Source organism: Peribacillus sp. FSL K6-5616 (assembly GCF_038008245.1).
Lineage (GTDB): Bacteria > Bacillota > Bacilli > Bacillales > DSM-1321 > Peribacillus > Peribacillus frigoritolerans.
This window is the reverse complement of record NZ_JBBOYT010000001.1, coordinates 4,807,746-4,825,308: the sequence shown is the minus strand read 5'-3', so window position 1 is coordinate 4,825,308 and position 17,563 is coordinate 4,807,746. Positions and strand designations below refer to the sequence as shown.

Genomic DNA, 17,563 nt, shown 5'->3' with positions numbered 1-17,563 from the left:
CCCAAAAGTTGTGATACTTTTATACTCAGTAAGAATATTCCAAAAATTGCTTATTTTAGAGGAGGAAAGTTCATTGATCAAACGTAGCTTGTCCATTCTAGCAATCTTTCTATTAGTATTTACTGCAAGCGTTTCCGCAGCCAAGCTCCCAGATCCCCCGACAGGCTCGGGCGGTGCAGGTAAGAAGAATCAGGAGAGTATTATAAAGCTGAAGAAAAATGACTTGGGGAAGAAATACAAAAGCAATGAGAAGGTCAGGGTCATCGTAGAGATGAAGGAAGCCCCGGCAATAGAAACCGCTTCGAAAGAAGGGAAGCTTTTTAAACAATTATCGAAAAATAAGAAACAACAATTAAAGTCTGAAAAGCTAGCTACTCAGAAGAAATTGAAAAAAAAGGTGAAAGAGAAAAAAATAGCTTTCAAGGAACTTGAAAGTTTTACGACAGTCGTCAATGGATTCAGCGGTGAACTTCAGTATGGTGAGATCAAAAAGGTGGAAGCCATGCCTGAAGTTGCTGAAGTACATATAGCGAATGAATATGAACGTCCTGCAGAAAAACCCGAAATGCTATATAGCAAAGAGCTTGTCCAAGCCCAGGAAGCATGGCGGGAATATGGATATAAAGGGGAAGGGATGGTCGTCGGGATTATTGATACTGGAATCGACCCATCTCACCGTGATATGGTCCTGAACGACGAGAATAAGGCTGAACTGACTGAAAGTGAAATCAGCGCGATGAAGGAATCCAGCCATCTATTAGGCAATTACTATACGGCCAAGGTTCCTTATGGATACAATTACATGGATGAAAATGAAGAAATCCTTGACCTTGGTGAAGAGGCCTCCATGCATGGAATGCATGTGGCAGGTACGGCCGGAGCCAATGGAGATGAAGAGAATGGCGGCATTAAAGGCGTTGCTCCTGAAGCCCAGCTGCTTGCATTAAAGGTCTTCGGAAATGATCCCGACATGCAGACAACATGGGGCGATATATATATTAAGGCGATTGACGATGCCATCATTCTTGGGGCGGATGTGCTGAATATGAGCCTTGGCTCCACTGCAGGCTTTGTATCGGCAGAAGATCCGGAGCAGCAGGCTGTATCCAGAGCTGTTGATAATGGGATCCTCATGTCGATTTCAGCAGGAAACTCGGCACACTTTGGAAATGGATTTGCCAACCCATCAGCCTCGAACCCGGATATTGGCGTTTCAGGTTCACCTGGACTTGCTTACGATTCTGTACAAGTGGCATCGATAGAGAATAACTATATGGATTTGGATGCAGCGACTTATGAAATAAACGGTCAAGCAGGAAAAGCTCCGTTCATGTCGGCTTCAAGCGTACATCCCAATGCCTTGAAGGATAAAACACATGAATTGGTGGCTGCTGGTCTTGGGACGCCAGAGGAGCTTTCCAAAGTGGATGTTAAAGGCAAGTTCGCCCTCATCGAGCGCGGCACGCTTTCTTTTATAGAAAAGGCGCAAAATGCCCAGGCAGCAGGAGCGACAGGAGTCATAATTTACAATAATGCTGACGGATATATTTCCATGGCTACAGATCCAAGCATAACCATTCCCCAGCTGTTCATGTTGAAATCGGATGGTGCAAAGCTGAAAGCGGCCTTAGCGGATGGGGAAAAGGTGACGATTACCTTTAATGGTGATAAAACAAAAGCTGTAAATCCAGAAGCGGGGAAAATGAGCTCATTCAGTTCATGGGGAGTCGCGCCGAACTTGGATTTCAAACCGGAAATCACCGCTCCGGGCGGACAAATTTATTCAACGATGAACAATGATGAATATGGAATGATGAGCGGTACTTCAATGGCGGCGCCGCATGTTTCCGGCGGCTCGGCACTGGTTCTTGAAAGAGTGGATAAAGACTTTAAATTAGAAGGATCGGCCCGGGCTAATTTAGCGAAGAACCTAATGATGAATACATCAAAACCATTAACGGATCAGGGGGTCGTCAATAAAGCCCTTGACTGGAAAAACCCTTATTCGCCTCGCAGGCAGGGAGCCGGGGTCATGCAGCTGCAATCCGCATTGTCCACACCTGCTGTCGTGACCGAGGCATTCACGAAAGAATCGAAGGTTGCCATGAAGGAGGTCGGCAATAAGTTCGCCTTTACTTTAAAGGTTGAAAACTTCAGCAACAAAGCAGTCAAGTATGATGTAAAAGGAAATATCCAAACAGACTATGCAATCCAGGGACAGCTGGGCTATACCGCTAACGAGCTGGAAGCACAGGAAATTAAGAACGCTTCGATTAAAATCAATAATAAAAATACAAATAAGATTACCGTTCCTGCAAAAAAATCGATTACATTCGAAGTGAAAGTGGACATATCCGATGCAAAGGTACTTGGAGATGACCTTCAGACTCTTGTAGATATTGACAAGGTGTTTCCAAACGGCTATTTTGTTGAAGGGTTCATTTCATTGAAGGATCCAGCCGATACGAATCCGGAACTGAATGTACCGTATGTAGGATTTAAAGGGGAGTGGGACAAAGCCCCAATCCTGGATGGCACTAAATATGACAAAGAATCTTTCTATGGCATGGCAGGAGGAGTATCTACAGCAGGTGAAGATTTCACGTATCTTGGCTATGACCCTGCGGGGAAAACATTCAATGGCAAAAATATCGCGATTTCCCCAAATGGCGATGGTGCACAGGATGACTTCGTGCCTGTCCTATCATTCTTAAGGAATGCGAAAAAGGTAGAGTACAATATATTGAATGGTGATAACAATTCAGTCCGGAAACTTCGCACAGAGAATAATGTACGCAAGGACTATTATGATGGCGGACTAGGGACCGCATACACGCTGGATCCGGCCCGTAAATGGGACGGTAAAATCAATAATGCACTCGCTAAGGATGGGGTCTATTATTTTGAAATCAAAGCGATGATAGATTACGAGGGTGCAAAATGGCAGACGGTTAAAATGCCAATCAAAATCGATACGGTAAAGCCGACGGTCAAGATTTCGAAAAAAGGTAATGTATTAACCATCCAAGGTAAGGATAATTTGAATGGTTCAGGGCTTGCTTATTACGATGTACAAGTCGATGGAGCATCCATCATGGAAGAGCCGCTCCCGGCGAATGCTAAACAATTCACCCTGCCTGATGTAAAAGGGGAAAAGGTTCAGGTTGTGGCAATCGACTATGCAGGTAATGAGAAAACGGCTGAAACCGAATTGGCCGGTGATTCGGCTCCAATCGATAATCATGCACCAGCTGTAAAGATCAAGAGTCCTGAAGCCTTGAGCGTGAACAATAAAAATAAAATCAAAATAACAGGAGAAATTGAAGAAGCGTCGGAAATAAAGGAATTTAAAATCGACAATAAAACGGTACCTGCAACGTATAACAAAACGAATAAAAAATATGAATTCTCATATGAAAAGAAATTCGAAGATGGTGTCCAAAGCTTCACGGTTAAAGCAACCGATAAATGGGATAACACGGTTTCCTTTAAAAGGACGATAATGGTCGATGCAACAAAGCCAGGTTTAAAAGTTAAAGGCGTACCGGAAACTGTGGGGTTCAAAGGCAAGAATCCAAAAGTGGACGTGACGGTAGAAGATAATTTCGATGAAATCCGCCTTTACCTGAACGGAAGTGAAATATTCTATCATGAATTCAAGGAACCATACAAAATGCGTTCCTATAAGAAAAAGATAGAGGATTTGGAACTGCCGCTTAAGACTGGCAACAACAAGATTGAATTTAAGGTGACCGATCTTGCAGGAAATGAATCGAAGAAATCCTTTAACATCAATAAAGCAAAAAAATAAACGTAAGGCAGCCCTCTTATCCAAGAGGGTTGTTTTTTGTGGACATAATTGATTTTACCTGCATCTTTTGAGGGTTAGTACAATGCTAACGTTGATTGGAATGTATAGGATAGGGCACTCGCCTTCCGCGTGAGGTCCGGGAAGCCTTCTCGGCGCTCCTTTGCGCCTGTGGGGTCTCCCTTTCACACTCTATTCCCGTAGGAGTAAACTTTAAGAAAACTCGCTTTTCCTTATACAAGATGGGGTTAGGAATGGACCCTCCGAGATTATAAAAAGAAATCTTGGTTATCCTTCATGAATTTTTACCTTTTTATAAGGAATGAAACCTCATTAAATTGAAGAAATTTGCGACACTCCTGCCGAATAACTGGCTAGCCGAGACCCCACAGACGCTTGCGTCGAGGAGGCTTGGCAGACAGTCGGCGGAAAGGGAGCGGATTTCTGAAATAAGCCGGAACGTTTTCAAAGAAAAAAACTGTAGGCATACTCGCTTTCTTCAACTACAGTATGGGCCCTCTTATCCAAGTGGGCTGCTTTTGCGCACTAAGATTTCCTGATTTTGAATTCTTTCGTGCTGATTTTGGAAATGGTTTGCTTCGTTTTCACCGTGCTAATATGGAAATCTATTAGTGAGGAAGTATTTTCATTATCTGGCAGGTAAATGGTATAGGGGAAAAGAATTAGGTATAAAGAACCTAATAAAAGGAGGGTATCCATGAATTATAAGAAGAAATCCAGCAATAAAGTAAGTAGTTTTGGAATTACAGTGAAATTCGAAAGGAGAGGAAGCGAAAGGTCATATCTTACAAAACCGAGTTTCTTTGATGCACTTCAGCACGTCCATTCTCCCTTTGAAAAGGATCCCCGCTCAGATTCACCCTATCAGGATTTTCCTCTATGTCAGGAGGTAACCCTTTCTTTTTTTGAAAGAGGTGCTAAAACATCTATTAATTATGACCCCCACCAAGAAAAAATCATCATTGAGGAAAGTTCAGAGACTTATCAGGCGAATAAGGGGGAGGCGCTTACTGCAATCCTAGATCATATCATGATCAATCATGGCTATCACCATTCTTTTTTCATCATTCAGCAAAAAGAGCGGAACGTGAAAATTAAAGCTGCCAATAAGTGATATGGATGGAGCTGCCACGGCAGCTCCATTAATGTTTCGCCATGATGAGCGTTTCCTATCCTTGGAGATGTCAAACCAACCGCCGAATGATCTTTGAAAGGGTTTGGATGCCATAAGCTAATTGTTCCTCCGTTGCGTATGAATATGATAGCCGTATATGTGTATGGTTATTTGGTTCGTATATGTATCCCGGATTAAGAAGTATGTTTTCCTTTATCGCTTGCTTGAAAAGGTTTGGATTCACGATGGGTTTACATAATTTTAGCCATATATAAAATCCGCCTTGAGGTATTTGCCATTCGGCCAGTCCCTTAAAATATTGATTGAGAAGAGTTAATGTAAAATCCCTGCGTTCCATCAGTTCTTGCCTTAGCCATTCTAAATGCTTTGAATATTGACCAGTTGCTAACCATTCTGCCACAAGGTGTTGGGAAAGTGCACTGGAACCGTAATCCATTTGCATTTTAATGTCCGCTAAACGTTCAATCACAGTTATGGGGCCAGCAATCCAGCCGATGCGCAATCCTGGGCTTAAAGTTTTGGACATGCTGCCAATGTGCAATACAAGGCCATCTGCATCAAGGGATTTTAATGGCGGCGGCGGTTCCGAATCAAACCACAAATCACTATATACGTCATCTTCAATAATCGGGATCTGTTCTTTTTTGCATAGTGATAGAAGGTTAAGTCTTTCTTCTTTTGACCATGTAGTATTCGTTGGATTGTTAAACGTTGGGACAGTATAAAACAGTGACGCTTTCTTCCTCCCATTGATGCGCTTCATTTGTGTCGGGATACTTTCATGTCCTTGTTTTGATAAACCTACTAAATGCATGCCCGCAGATTGAAAAGGGTGGACGGAATTTAAATAGGAAGGGGACTCATGTAAAATCATCGATCCCTTTTGAAGTAAACCAACTGAAATCAACTGGAGTGCCTGGAGCCCGCCAGAAACGACCATGAGGGAGCTGGGACTTGCGTTGATCCCTTTTGTTTCTAAATAAACACTTATACATTGGCGAAGTCTCTTGTCACCCTTGGGTTCGGAATATCCTAATGAGTGCGCATCAAAGAAAGTGGATCGCAACGTCTTTTCGATTTGCTTTGTAGGCAACAGAGCTGGAGATAATTCACCTGTGCCTAATCTGATGATGGCAGTGTCCGTTTCATACTGATTAATATCCTGAATCGTTTTTAAATTAGGTTCATGAAGGCCATTCCGGACGTAGTTTTTCCAGTCGGGCTGTTTGCTGGAGACGAGCACATTCCATGTATTATTGGAAACGAAAGTGCCAGACCCAAGCTTAGTTTCCAATAATCCGTCTGCAATCAACTCATCTATGGCTGTGATGATAGTACTTCGGTTTACGCAAAATGAGTCGGCCAATGAGCGTTGAGATGGAAGCTTAGTGTCAACTGGCCATTCCCCCCGTGTAATTTGTTGTTTGATCCAATCTACTATTTGTTGGTGAAGTGATTGCGCGGAAGACCGGTTTGGTCTCCATTCGATAAACATACGAAAACCACTCCTTTCATGTTCTATATTCTTTTAAATTGGTTGGTTTGAAGACCAACCAATTGGAGGGTCAATTCCTTTGTTTTACTCAGTATACTGAATATGAGGGAAGGGGGTATTCATATGGGGCCATTTTTTCATGGATTATTATTGGCATTCGGGCTGATACTTCCATTGGGAGTGCAAAATGTTTTCATTTTTAATCAAGGAGCAATCCAACCTACAATAAAAAAAGCATTGCCAGCAACGATCACGGCTGCAATTTGCGATACGGTGCTCATTCTGTTAGCTATTTTAGGTGTTTCGTTGATTGTCATGCAATACGATTGGTTGCGACTTACATTAATCATAATCGGCGTTATATTTTTATTGTATATGGGCTTTCAGATTTGGTTTGCCAAATCAAACTCACAGTCAGGTGTCCAATCCATGCAGATGTCGACAAAAAAACAAATTGTATTTGCTCTATCCGTATCATTACTGAATCCGCATGCAATCCTGGATACGATAGGTGTAATCGGTTCGAGCTCACTTGTTTATTCAGGAAAAGATAAAATGATTTTCACCATGACGTGCATCTTTGTGTCATGGTGCTGGTTCCACGGATTATGTCTTGCGGGACGATTGCTGAAAAAGGTTGATACATCTGGAAAATTCCTTGGAATATTAAATAAAATATCTGCAATCATCATTTGGATCACAGCCCTCTATATGGTGAAGTCGCTATTTTGAATCAATAAACGTTTTCGAACCAAACGATGCCATGTATAACAGGACGCCTATGTAAAAAAAAGGGGAATGCATTGCACATAACCCTGTCAAGTAGACAATAAAAAAAGAGTATTTTTTAAGCTGCGGCCTTTTCTCGATATTCAATTGGGGAAAGGCCGTTAAATTTCTCTTGAAAGCGAGCCGTATTGTAAAACTCTATATACTCTTGAATAGCTAGATAAGCTTGCTCTGCATTTTTTGGACATTTTAAATATAACTTTTCTGTTTTTAAATGTGAGAAGAAGCTTTCTATACACGCGTTGTCGTGACAATTGCCACGACGAGAGTGGCTTCCTCGAATGCCGAGTTCCTTCACCTGATTTTCATATGATTTCGTCGTATATTGGAATCCTTGATCTGAGTGTAGGAGAGCCCCTTTGCTAAACGGCTTGTCCCTTAGCTGGTTTAGCGTATTATGAACCAATTCAAGATCATTTCGTGTAGAAACTTCCCATGCAACAATTTCATTATTATACAAATCTAAAACGGCAGAAAGGTAGGCAAACGTGTCTCCAATCCGTACATAGGTTATATCTGTTACTAACTTATGAAACCTCATCTCTGCGTAGAATTCACGATTTAAGACATTATGAAATACAACTGACCCTCTTCGACCGTAGAAAGGGCGTTTCTTCCGAATGACAGATTGGACCCCCAACTCTCTCATCAATCGACGAACACGCTTGTGGTTTACAACGATTCCTTCTCTGGACAAAGCTCCAGTCATCCGTTTATATCCGTAGTAGGGGTGTAGCTTATGGATGGCTAAAATATGTTCTTTTATCCATAGATTTTTCTCAAGTCGCAAAGAACGAGCAGAATGTGTCTTCCGCCATTTGTAGTATCCAGCCTTTGAAACTTCAGCGATTTTTAATAGCCACGAAAGTGGGTGCGTTTTCCTCAATCCATCGATTATTTGAAACCTTTCGGTTTTCAGGACCATTCCTTCCCATGTAGATTTGGATTGCGCTTTTTTAAATAATCCACCTGCGCTTTTAGATAGGCATTTTCCTCTTCGACACTAGAAAAATTCTTACGGTTCCATACACCACGTTGATCTTCAAAAGACTCGTTATTCTGCACTTTCTTCACCCAACTCGCTATCTGTGCATCACTTTTAATACCAAAACGCTCACGAATCTGGCGATATGACCAACCTTCCTCCACCTTCAGACGAACTACTTCTCTCTTTAATTCTTCTGTATATGCTTGAAACGTTTGCCCCTTTTTTGCCATACAAAAAATCCCCTCCAGATTGACAGTTAAGAACATTTTATCATGTTCTCTTTTTTCTCTGTCTACCTGAAGGGGATAATACCACATATCTATATGCATTCCCCTTTTTTTGTCCTCAATCATCTTCATATGTGAAATCAGGTTATTGAAGAGCGACCAAGTCCTTGATTTCCTCTGTGGAAAGTTCGGTGATCCAGTTATCACTGCTGATGATTTCGTCGTTCAAGGCTTGCTTTTTATCAAGCATCTGGTCGATTTTTTCTTCCAGGGTCCCTGTGCAGATTAGCTTATGAACGTGAACGAAACGCTGTTGACCAATTCGGTAAGCACGGTCGGTGGCTTGATTTTCAACAGCTGGGTTCCACCAGCGATCATAGTGAATCACGTGGTTTGCTTCTGTAAGATTAAGACCCGTGCCGCCTGCTTTCAATGAGAGTATGAAAATAGGGAATTCCCCATCTTGGAATCGGGTGATCATTTCATCACGCTGCTTCTTGTTCGCACTCCCATTCAGGAATGGCACTTCAAAGCCATATCGTTTTTCCAGCAATTCTTTAATCATATTGCCCATCCCGATATATTGTGTGAAAATGAGACAGCTTTCATCCTGTTCGCGGACCGCATCGATAAGCTCGGTCAGCTTCTCGAGTTTGCCTGATCGGTTAGGTGCCTTCATGATGTTTTCCTTTTCCGTCTCTTTTAAGTAAAGAGCTGGATGGTTGCAAAGTTGCTTTAGCTTATTCAGCATCTGGAGGATGATTCCTTTTCTTTCAAAGGCAGACAGTTGTTCGATATCAGTGAATGTATCTTTAATCAGTTGTTCATACAACGATGCTTGCTCGGTGGTAAGCGGTACGAATTCCTTTTGTTCTTGCTTATCCGGAAGATTAAGAGCGACTTCTTTATCGCGTTTTGTACGGCGAAGCAAAAATGGCTGTATCAAACGCTGTAATTCCTTGATTTTATCCTTCTGTTCATCACGCTCAATGGTCGCCACATATTTCTCCTGAAACTGACCTAGCGTTCCGAGATAACCTTTGTTGATGAAGTCGAAAATCGCCCATAGCTCACTTAAACGGTTTTCCATCGGCGTACCCGATAAGGCGATATGATGTCTGCCATTTAGCTTTCGCACCGCCTTGGATTGCTTCGTTTGGGCATTCTTGATGTTTTGTGCTTCATCAAGGATAACGCTGCTCCAATGGATCGAGGTCAGTTCAGCCACATCTTGGTGTGTCAGTCCATATGATGTTAAGACAATATCATGATCGGATGCCAGTTTAGTAAATGCTTCACCTTTAGCACGATTCGATCCATAGTGAAGGTGAACTTTAAGTGAAGGTGCGAATTTTTCCAATTCCTTTTGCCAGTTGCCAAGGACCGATGTCGGGCAGACGATTAGCGCCGATTGAACAGAGACGGATTCGGGGGCAGTGGCAATGGCCTCAGCCTCATCACTGCTCTCTGTGCCGCTATCCTCTTCGACGATGATCGGTTCACTCTTTTGTTCGTCCCTGGGCGCAGTGGGCAGCTCTTCACCAGCTCCTTCTTTGCCTTTCACATGAAGCAGGTAGGCAATCATCTGGACTGTTTTTCCAAGTCCCATATCGTCGGCTAGACAAGCACCAAAACCATGCTCCCTTAAAAAAAGGAGCCAGCTCATGCCCAGTTTTTGATAAGGGCGTAAATCTCCTTGAAGTGCATTAGGGACGGGCAGGACGGATATGTTCTTGGTTTCCCTGAGCCTTCCCACCATTTTACGGAGCTCCTGGTTCAATTCAAACTGAATCCGAAGCATTTCATCGTTTTCAGAATCGTCATCGCCATCTTCATTTATGCCATTCAACAGTTCCTGCTGCAGCAAGTCAGTCAGTTGGATGCCTTTTTCATTGGCTGTTTCCATCAGCTCCTGAATTTGTTTAATGAAAGCTGGGTCAAGCTTGACCCATTGGCCGCGGATGAAGACAAGCCGCCTTTTTTCATTGACGAGCTCCTCGAACTCCGCCTCAGTGAGCTCTTTGCCATTTAATGAGAATCGCCAATCAAAGTCCATCAAAGCTTTTAACCCTACATAAGACGGGCCGCGATTCGATTGGCTCTTCACTTTCGCCTTGACCTTCAATGAGGATTCCTTCAAGGCAAGCCACCACGATGGAAGGAGAATTTCGACGCCAAGAAACAGGAGTTTTTCGCTTGCATCGGTCAAGAACTCCCATGCGTCCGTTTCTGAAATCTCCCTTTTCAGACGGCCATTCTCCCCAAGCCATGGCACGACGAGTTGCCAGCGTTTCGTGGCACGCACCACATCACTTGCATACTTGTTCCAGCCGCGCGGCAGTTTTTTTCCTGTATATGTTTCAATGATATTCTCATCCCTTTTGGAACGAAGGGTAACATCGAGTATCCAAGGCCCATTACCCTCAGGTGGCTCAGTTAAACGGAGACCTATAGTGAATGGTTTTGGGTCGGGCAGGGTACCGAGCCATTCCTGCCAGCTATCTTTGTCAAAAAAGGCCTGTAATTCTTCGGGGGAAAGTCGAGTATCCTTTAATGCCCCGACGGCTTCACTCCATTTATGCTGCATGGGTGAATAGTTTTTTAAATACATGTTAGCGGCACCGTTATACCACTTTTCGATAAAAGTTCGGTTGGTTTCCGGTTCAGGTGAAGGAAGATCCAAAGATATTTCTTCTTCCCAAAAGGACGGGACGAATTCCTCTTCCACTTCTTCAGGCAGTTTCCAGCCGATGGAGTCCAATTGAAGATTAGTGAAATCCGGTACGGGGATTCCAGCTTCTATGGATTCATGAAGAACGGGCGCTGCTGACAGGCAAAGGGAGGATATTTCGGACCATTCCCATTCTATGAAGGAGTTAAAGCTTTCCCTCGCAAAAAAGTTGAGAAGTCCCCAAGCGTCAAGAATGAATACTTGATTTCCATCCACTATATCCGTAGTCATTTTAGTTCCATAAAAGCTTGCGTCATCCCAGTTGAATAACAGCCTGCGAATATGATTCGTGGTGAGGAAGGTATTCTCTTCATTGACGACACCAAGGGCGTAAGTTCCGTTTTCGAGAGCGGCTATTTTGATTTTTAATTTCCCTGGATTAAACATCGATAAGCTTACCCCTTTTTAGTTCTTCTTGGAAAGCGCGAAGCCGTTTGGTCGAATCTGCTACATAAAGTATATACCGTTCGAATACGTCTTCCTTTTTGCTCTTTTTATAGATGGTGCGCATCCTTTTCAAATAACGGACAGCTTGCTTATAAGCAGGCCGGTTTTTCAAAGAAACTTTTTCCTGGACCGCATGATAATAAAGGGGCAGGATTAGTTCCGGTTCTTTTGATACCACTTCTTTAATGGATTCACTGCTGATTAAGTCAATGCTGATTTCCGAGTAAATATGCATCTCCACCCATTTTTTGTATTGTCCTTGTTCAAAAAGGAAATTTGCATAGTTCCAATAGCTGTGCGGAAGGGTGGCCCTGTAAAATTTCTCAAGCAAATCGGTCCGTTTTAATTTATAACAGCAACTGTTAATTAAAGTCGTAAAGGTCCGGACGAAATCTACCCGTTTATAATAATCGGATAGACCGGCAAGGAATTCCTGGACATTATTATTGATGAATTCAATGAAAGGGATGGCCCGTGCCCGGTTTTCAGATTCAGCCAGGAGATTCAGCCAATAAAAAATGTATGGACAGGCATCCTTCTTCAATTCATGGAGAAGCTCAATCGCTTGTTTATCATGGTTTTCCAAAAGGGATAGGTGAATGGCTGCGAGGATATAGGACGTCCTCTCAGTGGTGCCCATATACTTCTCGGGAAGTTCTTTATTGATTCGTTCAAGTTCCTCTTTACGCCATGAGGAGTTGGAGAATAAGTAGCTCCATATCTCCCGGTACAGGTCGATCTTTTCATATTCGAGGCCTTCACCTCCATCCAGCAGTCTAGCTACATCTTCCTTGATGCTGAAAACGAAGGGATCAAAGGCGAAAGGCCGCGCTTGCCTGCTTAGCGGCTGTACCGTTTCATGCAGCTCTTCTGCCAGGTCGACGGCAAGTGCATAAAAGACCCTGATCGTTTGCGTCTCACTTTTATGCAGCTGAATCATTCTCAGTGTCTGCTGCATTGTGCAAAATTGCGTAACGAAATGATAAAGCAACTTCCATTCCCTTTCCATTGGAGCTTTTGAGCTAAGGCGTTTAAAGTAAGTTTGTATATGATTTTCAATCATGTAAGTAGCCTCGCCTATATGGGGCTCGACATGTTCCGCAAAGGCATCATTCACGAATTGCTTCCATGATGGATAGCTTTTATCTAAGGTGATGGATCTCCCGGCCGCCTGTTTAAGTAATTCACTTGCCGGTTTCACCTGCTGCAGTGCTTGGGCGGCTGAGGCGTTTTTAGGTGCTTTCCAATCGCCCAGCCATTCGGAAACACTAGCGTGTTCGGAATATGCAGAAAAGAAAACGGCCATTTGATGCCGGCAAATGAACCTTGAATCACATGTACAGCTTCCATCTTGTGGGGAGAGCAGATTCAGCCTGGCCTTAAATCGTGTCTCTTCCTGTACCTCAGCCGCAATCGTATCCACCGCTTCTTCTTTAATATCAACGAGCCCCTGACGGTATAACTGGAGCCCTTGATTCACCACATCCGAATCTTCCGGATCCCCGGCCTCCAAAAATTCCGCCAGCCGCTCCCCAACTAACAACAACTCCCGCTCCATACTCTCCTCCTTCAGGGACCAGCCCTAGTTATATATTTTTGTATGATCATGAACCATCAGTTCTTAACTTTTCGTAATCCCGTCTCGGCTTTGTGTATATATGATCGAATGCCGGAACATGGCCGTTCTCTTTACGTTCTATTCGATTTAATCACTGCTTCTTGCCGTTATATTCATAAATACCCTGTAAAAGTCAATATCGTCAAAAATCCGCTTGAATATAAGCGGTTCGGATATAAACAGGAATAACCGGCATTCACGATGAACATGCAAGGAATCCTTCATCCTCATTAGCTTCACAAAACTAAGTGATGAGGGGCCGGAACCCTTTTTTAATGTGCGTTTTTTGAAGCATCTCTTTATTATACTTCATTTTGGCTTGGAATTTAAAATGTAGAATAGAGGTTTTGAAAATGATGAGTGTGAGATTATACATATTCTTGTTAATGGGAAGAGCCATTCCCGCAGGAATGGCTCTAAAATATGAAATTAGTTAATTTTCATTTCATTCTTCCAACTGTCCAACTTTTTGTTGATGAATGTAACAAAGGTATGATTTTTTTGTAAATTGAATAGAAACGCTGACTTTTCCAAGTACTCTTTTGCCTCTTCAAAGTTACCTACTAGTTCAAAATTATACCCTAAATGGTAATGTAAATCCGCTAAAGCATATAATTGGTCATGTTCGAGGCACCACTTTATGGCATCTTGGCAGCAGGCAATGGACTCTTCGTATCGGACCAGGCGTGTTAACACTCTGCCGAAATTATAGGATAGACGTGTCTTAAGCGTTTTATCCGTCAAAAAGGGCAGGGCTTTTAAGTGATCTAAAGCTTTCCGTAACAAGGCGAATGCATTTTCGTACTGTTCTTCGGCTACATACATTACACCAAGGCTGCTTAAGATTTCAAGCTCCCGTTCCGAATAAATTTTGTCTGTCGTATGGGTAATGGCTATGGCCTGATTAATGAAATCGATGGCTTTATCTAAATCTTTATTTTTTTCATATTCGTATATTCCCTTGTGCCAAAGAATCAATTGATGATTCTTTTTATTCTGAAGAAAGAGGGGACTGTTTTCCTCAGCCTTTACAATTTGCTGCATTTCCTCATAATTTCGGGTTCTTCTGGCTATTTTTAATTGATAAATCACTTCTTCCACGTAATCCAGCCTAGGGGTCATTCCAATATCGAAAAAATAGTTTACATCAACGCCTAAACGTTGGGAAATTAAATAGAGAGTGGATGCGTATGGATAGACATCGCCCTTTTCAATCTTACTGATCTGTGCTTGTGTACAAATACCGGTTGCCAACTCTTCCTGGGAAAGCCCGATTTGTTTACGTAGTTCTTTGATCTTTTGTCCAACTGCAAAAAAATCCATTTTGATTCTCCTTAAAATATGCCTAGAGTTATATTTTGTTATGAAAAATCGGTGAAAGCGGTATGTACAGGTCCTGAACGGTTTAAATAGATTCTTTAGTCGAAATATATGGTTTTAAGAAGTGTGGTTAAATATAACTATAGAATTTATTTCTATTTTAACCAATATTTTTTTAAAAGAAAAGGAGGAATGACCTATGAAAAAAAGTACTAAAGCATTAGTCGTATCTTTTCTTATCATCGCTGCTTTTGTTATTGTCCCAAGCGAATTACCAGGCCTTTACGCAGAACTTCCAGGTTTATATAAATAAGTAAATGAAGCTTACTATAACTGATTCAAGCATCTTCAATTGAAGATGTTTTTTTATTATCATTTTTGGTTGATTATTCTTTTGCGCATATTCCTGTAGTTATAATTATCTATGAATGGGGAGTGTAAGGTTCATTTGGTAGGCGTGGAAGAAACGTGAGGGTAGTTTGTAACGCCTATTTCCTTTTAATGATTTTGTTATAGTGTAAATAACAAAATGGAGAGAGGTGTAAGGTTAATGATTGATATTAATATGAAAGTTCAACCCTCTTTTTACGATGATGAATGTGCCATTGTGTTTTCTTTTTATTTTGATAAGGCAACAAGGAATATTGGCGAAGCTGTGGTGTACACATGCCAAAAATCAGATGAAAAAGAATACAGCCAAGATCATATAGATACAGATGTACAAGAAAAAATCGCCTATATTAAAGAGTTTTCCATTGCGGATGAATATCAGGCAACCTCAATGAAGAAAATTAAACACTTTTTGAATGTAATCGGTATCAAAAAATGTGTGAAGCACAACCTTCAGGGAAATGAAATCGCATTTTAAACGATAAAAACTCATGACATCCCATATGTCATGAGTTTTTACCATTTAAATGAGAGTTTTGAGCATTCATTTTCTTTTTGATGAAATCGCTCAATTGTTTCCTTTCACTTGGTTTAGCGTTATTTGTTCTTTCAAAAAATTTAAAGTGTTGTTTATTTCTATCGGATTTCATGATGTCTCTCCTTTGCATTTTTTATTTACCCATTTTTTTTTAATTAAAACGTGATTTCCTCATAAAGGGAATAATGAACAAAAAGATAACGTAATTATTCCTAGAGTTATATTTTCATCTGTCTATCCCTGCATATAAGGATTAATTAGATGATAATAAGTGGTAAAGCCTAAATATGGAGGAATTTCGTGTTTTATCATACTTTAAAAAAATGCTAAAATGGTCCGAATATCGGATTTTTCATTAGAAACATCAGTTTCTAGTACCCTAAAGTGAAGAGGGTTGAAGAACTCTTTTCGATGGCCCCCGAGCACTTGCTGCTTGGGGGATCTTTTTGTTTTTTTGGATAATTTGTCCACTTTATTTCTATATTATGTTTCGTTTTGTTTGTATATACATGGGTAAATATAAGAAATAAGATGAATTAAACCTGTGTTTATAGCAGTTTAATCGGAGGAATATATTTTATGGATGTGAAAGTGAAGAATGATCCCACGAAGCGAACTTTCCAGCAGTTCATTTTTCCCTTTACACTTGAAGGAAAAATGATTGAAAAGTTTGTTGAAAAATTGCTTGAGGACAATTTCGTTTTTTTGAACTTGAAAGATATGGAACAACAAAATCAATTTTACGGCGGCCATAAAGTTTCACACCGTAAATTGGAAAAGTACTTCATGCCATACATCGAGCCGATTTTATTTCCGGGTCATGCAAAACAGAAGGAAGGCTTGCGGCGTTTCACGAAAAAATTGGATATTGATTGTACCTTCGAATCACCCTATCTAAATACCCCATTTATTATTAACTCTATAGATATCTTCATATGCCCATTTCATATCGGCATGATGAATCTTCGTGTTACTTTACCTGAAGGGCTTTCACATAATGATGTGCTCTATTTTGGTGATACATTTAGAATCCTCGAACCGATTGCTGATGATGAAGAAAAAACGAAAGTTGGCTGCCGGGAAAATCAGTATGAACAAGTGAAGGATTTCATCTTCAATGAACTGTTGCCGCCTATTGAGGAATATATGGATGAAGAACAAGCGGATCCGACCTATTTTGGGAGTTTGCCCTTTTTCATTGATGAAAGAATGTATGTGATCAGTTATACGGCATTCCCTGATAATCGTGATATTTCTAAAAATGATTTATTCCGGATCAGTGAGCTGAACGGGTATGACAATGATGGTGAGCCATATATAGGCGCATTAAACCCTGATTATATAGAAAAGTATTATCAAGAAAGGGTATATGACAGGTGGGGCAAGGAAACCTATTATGTAACTAGCATGTATCATTTCGCGTGTGTCACGAAAGCGACAGGTAAACTGGAACAAGAACTGGCAAGCGAAATGTACGGCCAGCATTTTTATACATTGTTGCTTTTCTTCTATTATAAGATCGTACTGCTTAAATTGGCTCATGAACATTCCCAGATTGATGTGGAAAAAGATCAATCGGATACAGAACAGCTGATTTTCATGATCACTCAGTTTTCTGCAAAGTACTTATTCACTGAAGTGAATAGTACGGCAATCGGTAAAGAGCTTTTCAAAAAAACGGATGAAACCTTCAGGATTGCCCCTCTCTACAGTGAAGTGAAGGAAACACTTTCCTACCTTTATCAAAATCAGGATAAACTGTCTGGGAAAAGAAGTAATTATCTTTTGCAGATACTAACGATTTATACGGTGATCTCCGGGATATTCGGAATGAATCTATATATTGAAGATTGGAAAGGGAAATTGCCATGGAAAGCGTATATGGATTACAGCTTATACGAATGGGTAGCTGTCATTGTAACGACAAGCGGACTCATCATTTCGGCCATCCTCGGCTTCATCTTCCTGAAAAAATGGCTGCAAGAGAAAAAAAGCCGAAAAAAAAGAATGCTTTAAAGTAAAGTCCTGTACGCGATGTACGGGACTTTTGTTTTAG

Annotated in this window: 11 protein-coding genes; 5 read left to right on the top strand and 6 right to left on the bottom strand. The window is 41.3% G+C overall.

Annotated features, from left to right (window positions below):
* Positions 1-73: 73 nt before the first annotated feature.
* Together MHB45_RS23400 and MHB45_RS23395 are read left to right on the top strand one after the other, a co-directional pair.
* Positions 74-3,811: a S8 family serine peptidase gene (locus MHB45_RS23400; protein ID WP_253350143.1), complete on the top strand. Its 3,738-nt coding sequence runs from the start codon at positions 74-76 to the stop codon at positions 3,809-3,811.
* A gap of 715 nt (positions 3,812-4,526) precedes the next feature.
* A complete protein-coding gene (locus tag MHB45_RS23395; RefSeq protein ID WP_048681449.1) occupies positions 4,527-4,943 on the top strand; it encodes a hypothetical protein in 417 nt (138 codons plus the stop codon).
* 70 nt (positions 4,944-5,013) lie between these two features.
* Here the strand turns inward: MHB45_RS23395 and MHB45_RS23390 are convergent, their stop codons facing one another.
* Entirely contained in the window at positions 5,014-6,459 is a 1,446-nt protein-coding gene (locus MHB45_RS23390; RefSeq protein ID WP_253350141.1) for an aminotransferase-like domain-containing protein, read from the bottom strand.
* 123 nt (positions 6,460-6,582) lie between these two features.
* Between MHB45_RS23390 and MHB45_RS23385 the strand changes: the two genes are divergently transcribed.
* Positions 6,583-7,191 (top strand): LysE/ArgO family amino acid transporter, encoded by a 609-nt coding sequence (locus MHB45_RS23385; protein WP_048681456.1) that lies wholly within the window; start codon positions 6,583-6,585, stop codon positions 7,189-7,191.
* A gap of 115 nt (positions 7,192-7,306) precedes the next feature.
* Here the strand turns inward: MHB45_RS23385 and MHB45_RS23380 are convergent.
* The 4 genes from MHB45_RS23380 to MHB45_RS23365 form a co-directional block, all read right to left on the bottom strand.
* A protein-coding gene (locus tag MHB45_RS23380; protein ID WP_142953046.1) for an IS3 family transposase occupies positions 7,307-8,466 on the bottom strand; the annotation gives its coding sequence in 2 pieces (ribosomal slippage) (positions 7,307-8,208 and positions 8,208-8,466; 1,161 coding nt in all).
* Between the two features lie 142 nt (positions 8,467-8,608).
* Positions 8,609-11,581 carry a DEAD/DEAH box helicase gene (locus MHB45_RS23375; RefSeq protein WP_048681460.1) on the bottom strand — a complete coding sequence of 991 codons (2,973 nt, stop codon included), beginning with the start codon at positions 11,579-11,581 and terminating at the stop codon, positions 8,609-8,611.
* Entirely contained in the window at positions 11,574-13,199 is a 1,626-nt protein-coding gene (locus MHB45_RS23370; protein ID WP_048681461.1) for a hypothetical protein, read from the bottom strand. The genes MHB45_RS23375 and MHB45_RS23370 overlap by 8 nt, the downstream gene beginning before the upstream one ends.
* Before the next feature lie 489 nt (positions 13,200-13,688).
* Positions 13,689-14,582 (bottom strand): helix-turn-helix domain-containing protein, encoded by an 894-nt coding sequence (locus tag MHB45_RS23365; RefSeq protein ID WP_048681463.1) that lies wholly within the window; start codon positions 14,580-14,582, stop codon positions 13,689-13,691.
* Between the two features lie 547 nt (positions 14,583-15,129).
* Between MHB45_RS23365 and MHB45_RS23360 the strand changes: the two genes are divergently transcribed.
* Positions 15,130-15,447, top strand: coding sequence for a hypothetical protein (locus MHB45_RS23360; RefSeq protein ID WP_034315725.1), 318 nt, complete (start codon positions 15,130-15,132; stop codon positions 15,445-15,447).
* A gap of 28 nt (positions 15,448-15,475) precedes the next feature.
* On the opposite strand, the gene MHB45_RS23355 is transcribed toward MHB45_RS23360, so the two are convergent.
* The gene (locus MHB45_RS23355) at positions 15,476-15,619 is read right to left on the bottom strand and encodes a hypothetical protein (protein WP_153246105.1); all 144 of its coding nucleotides are present in this window, start codon (positions 15,617-15,619) and stop codon (positions 15,476-15,478) included.
* A 467-nt stretch (positions 15,620-16,086) separates the two neighbouring features.
* Between MHB45_RS23355 and MHB45_RS23350 the strand changes: the two genes are divergently transcribed.
* Entirely contained in the window at positions 16,087-17,523 is a 1,437-nt protein-coding gene (locus MHB45_RS23350) for a hypothetical protein (protein WP_048681468.1), read from the top strand.
* Positions 17,524-17,563 lie beyond the last annotated feature (40 nt).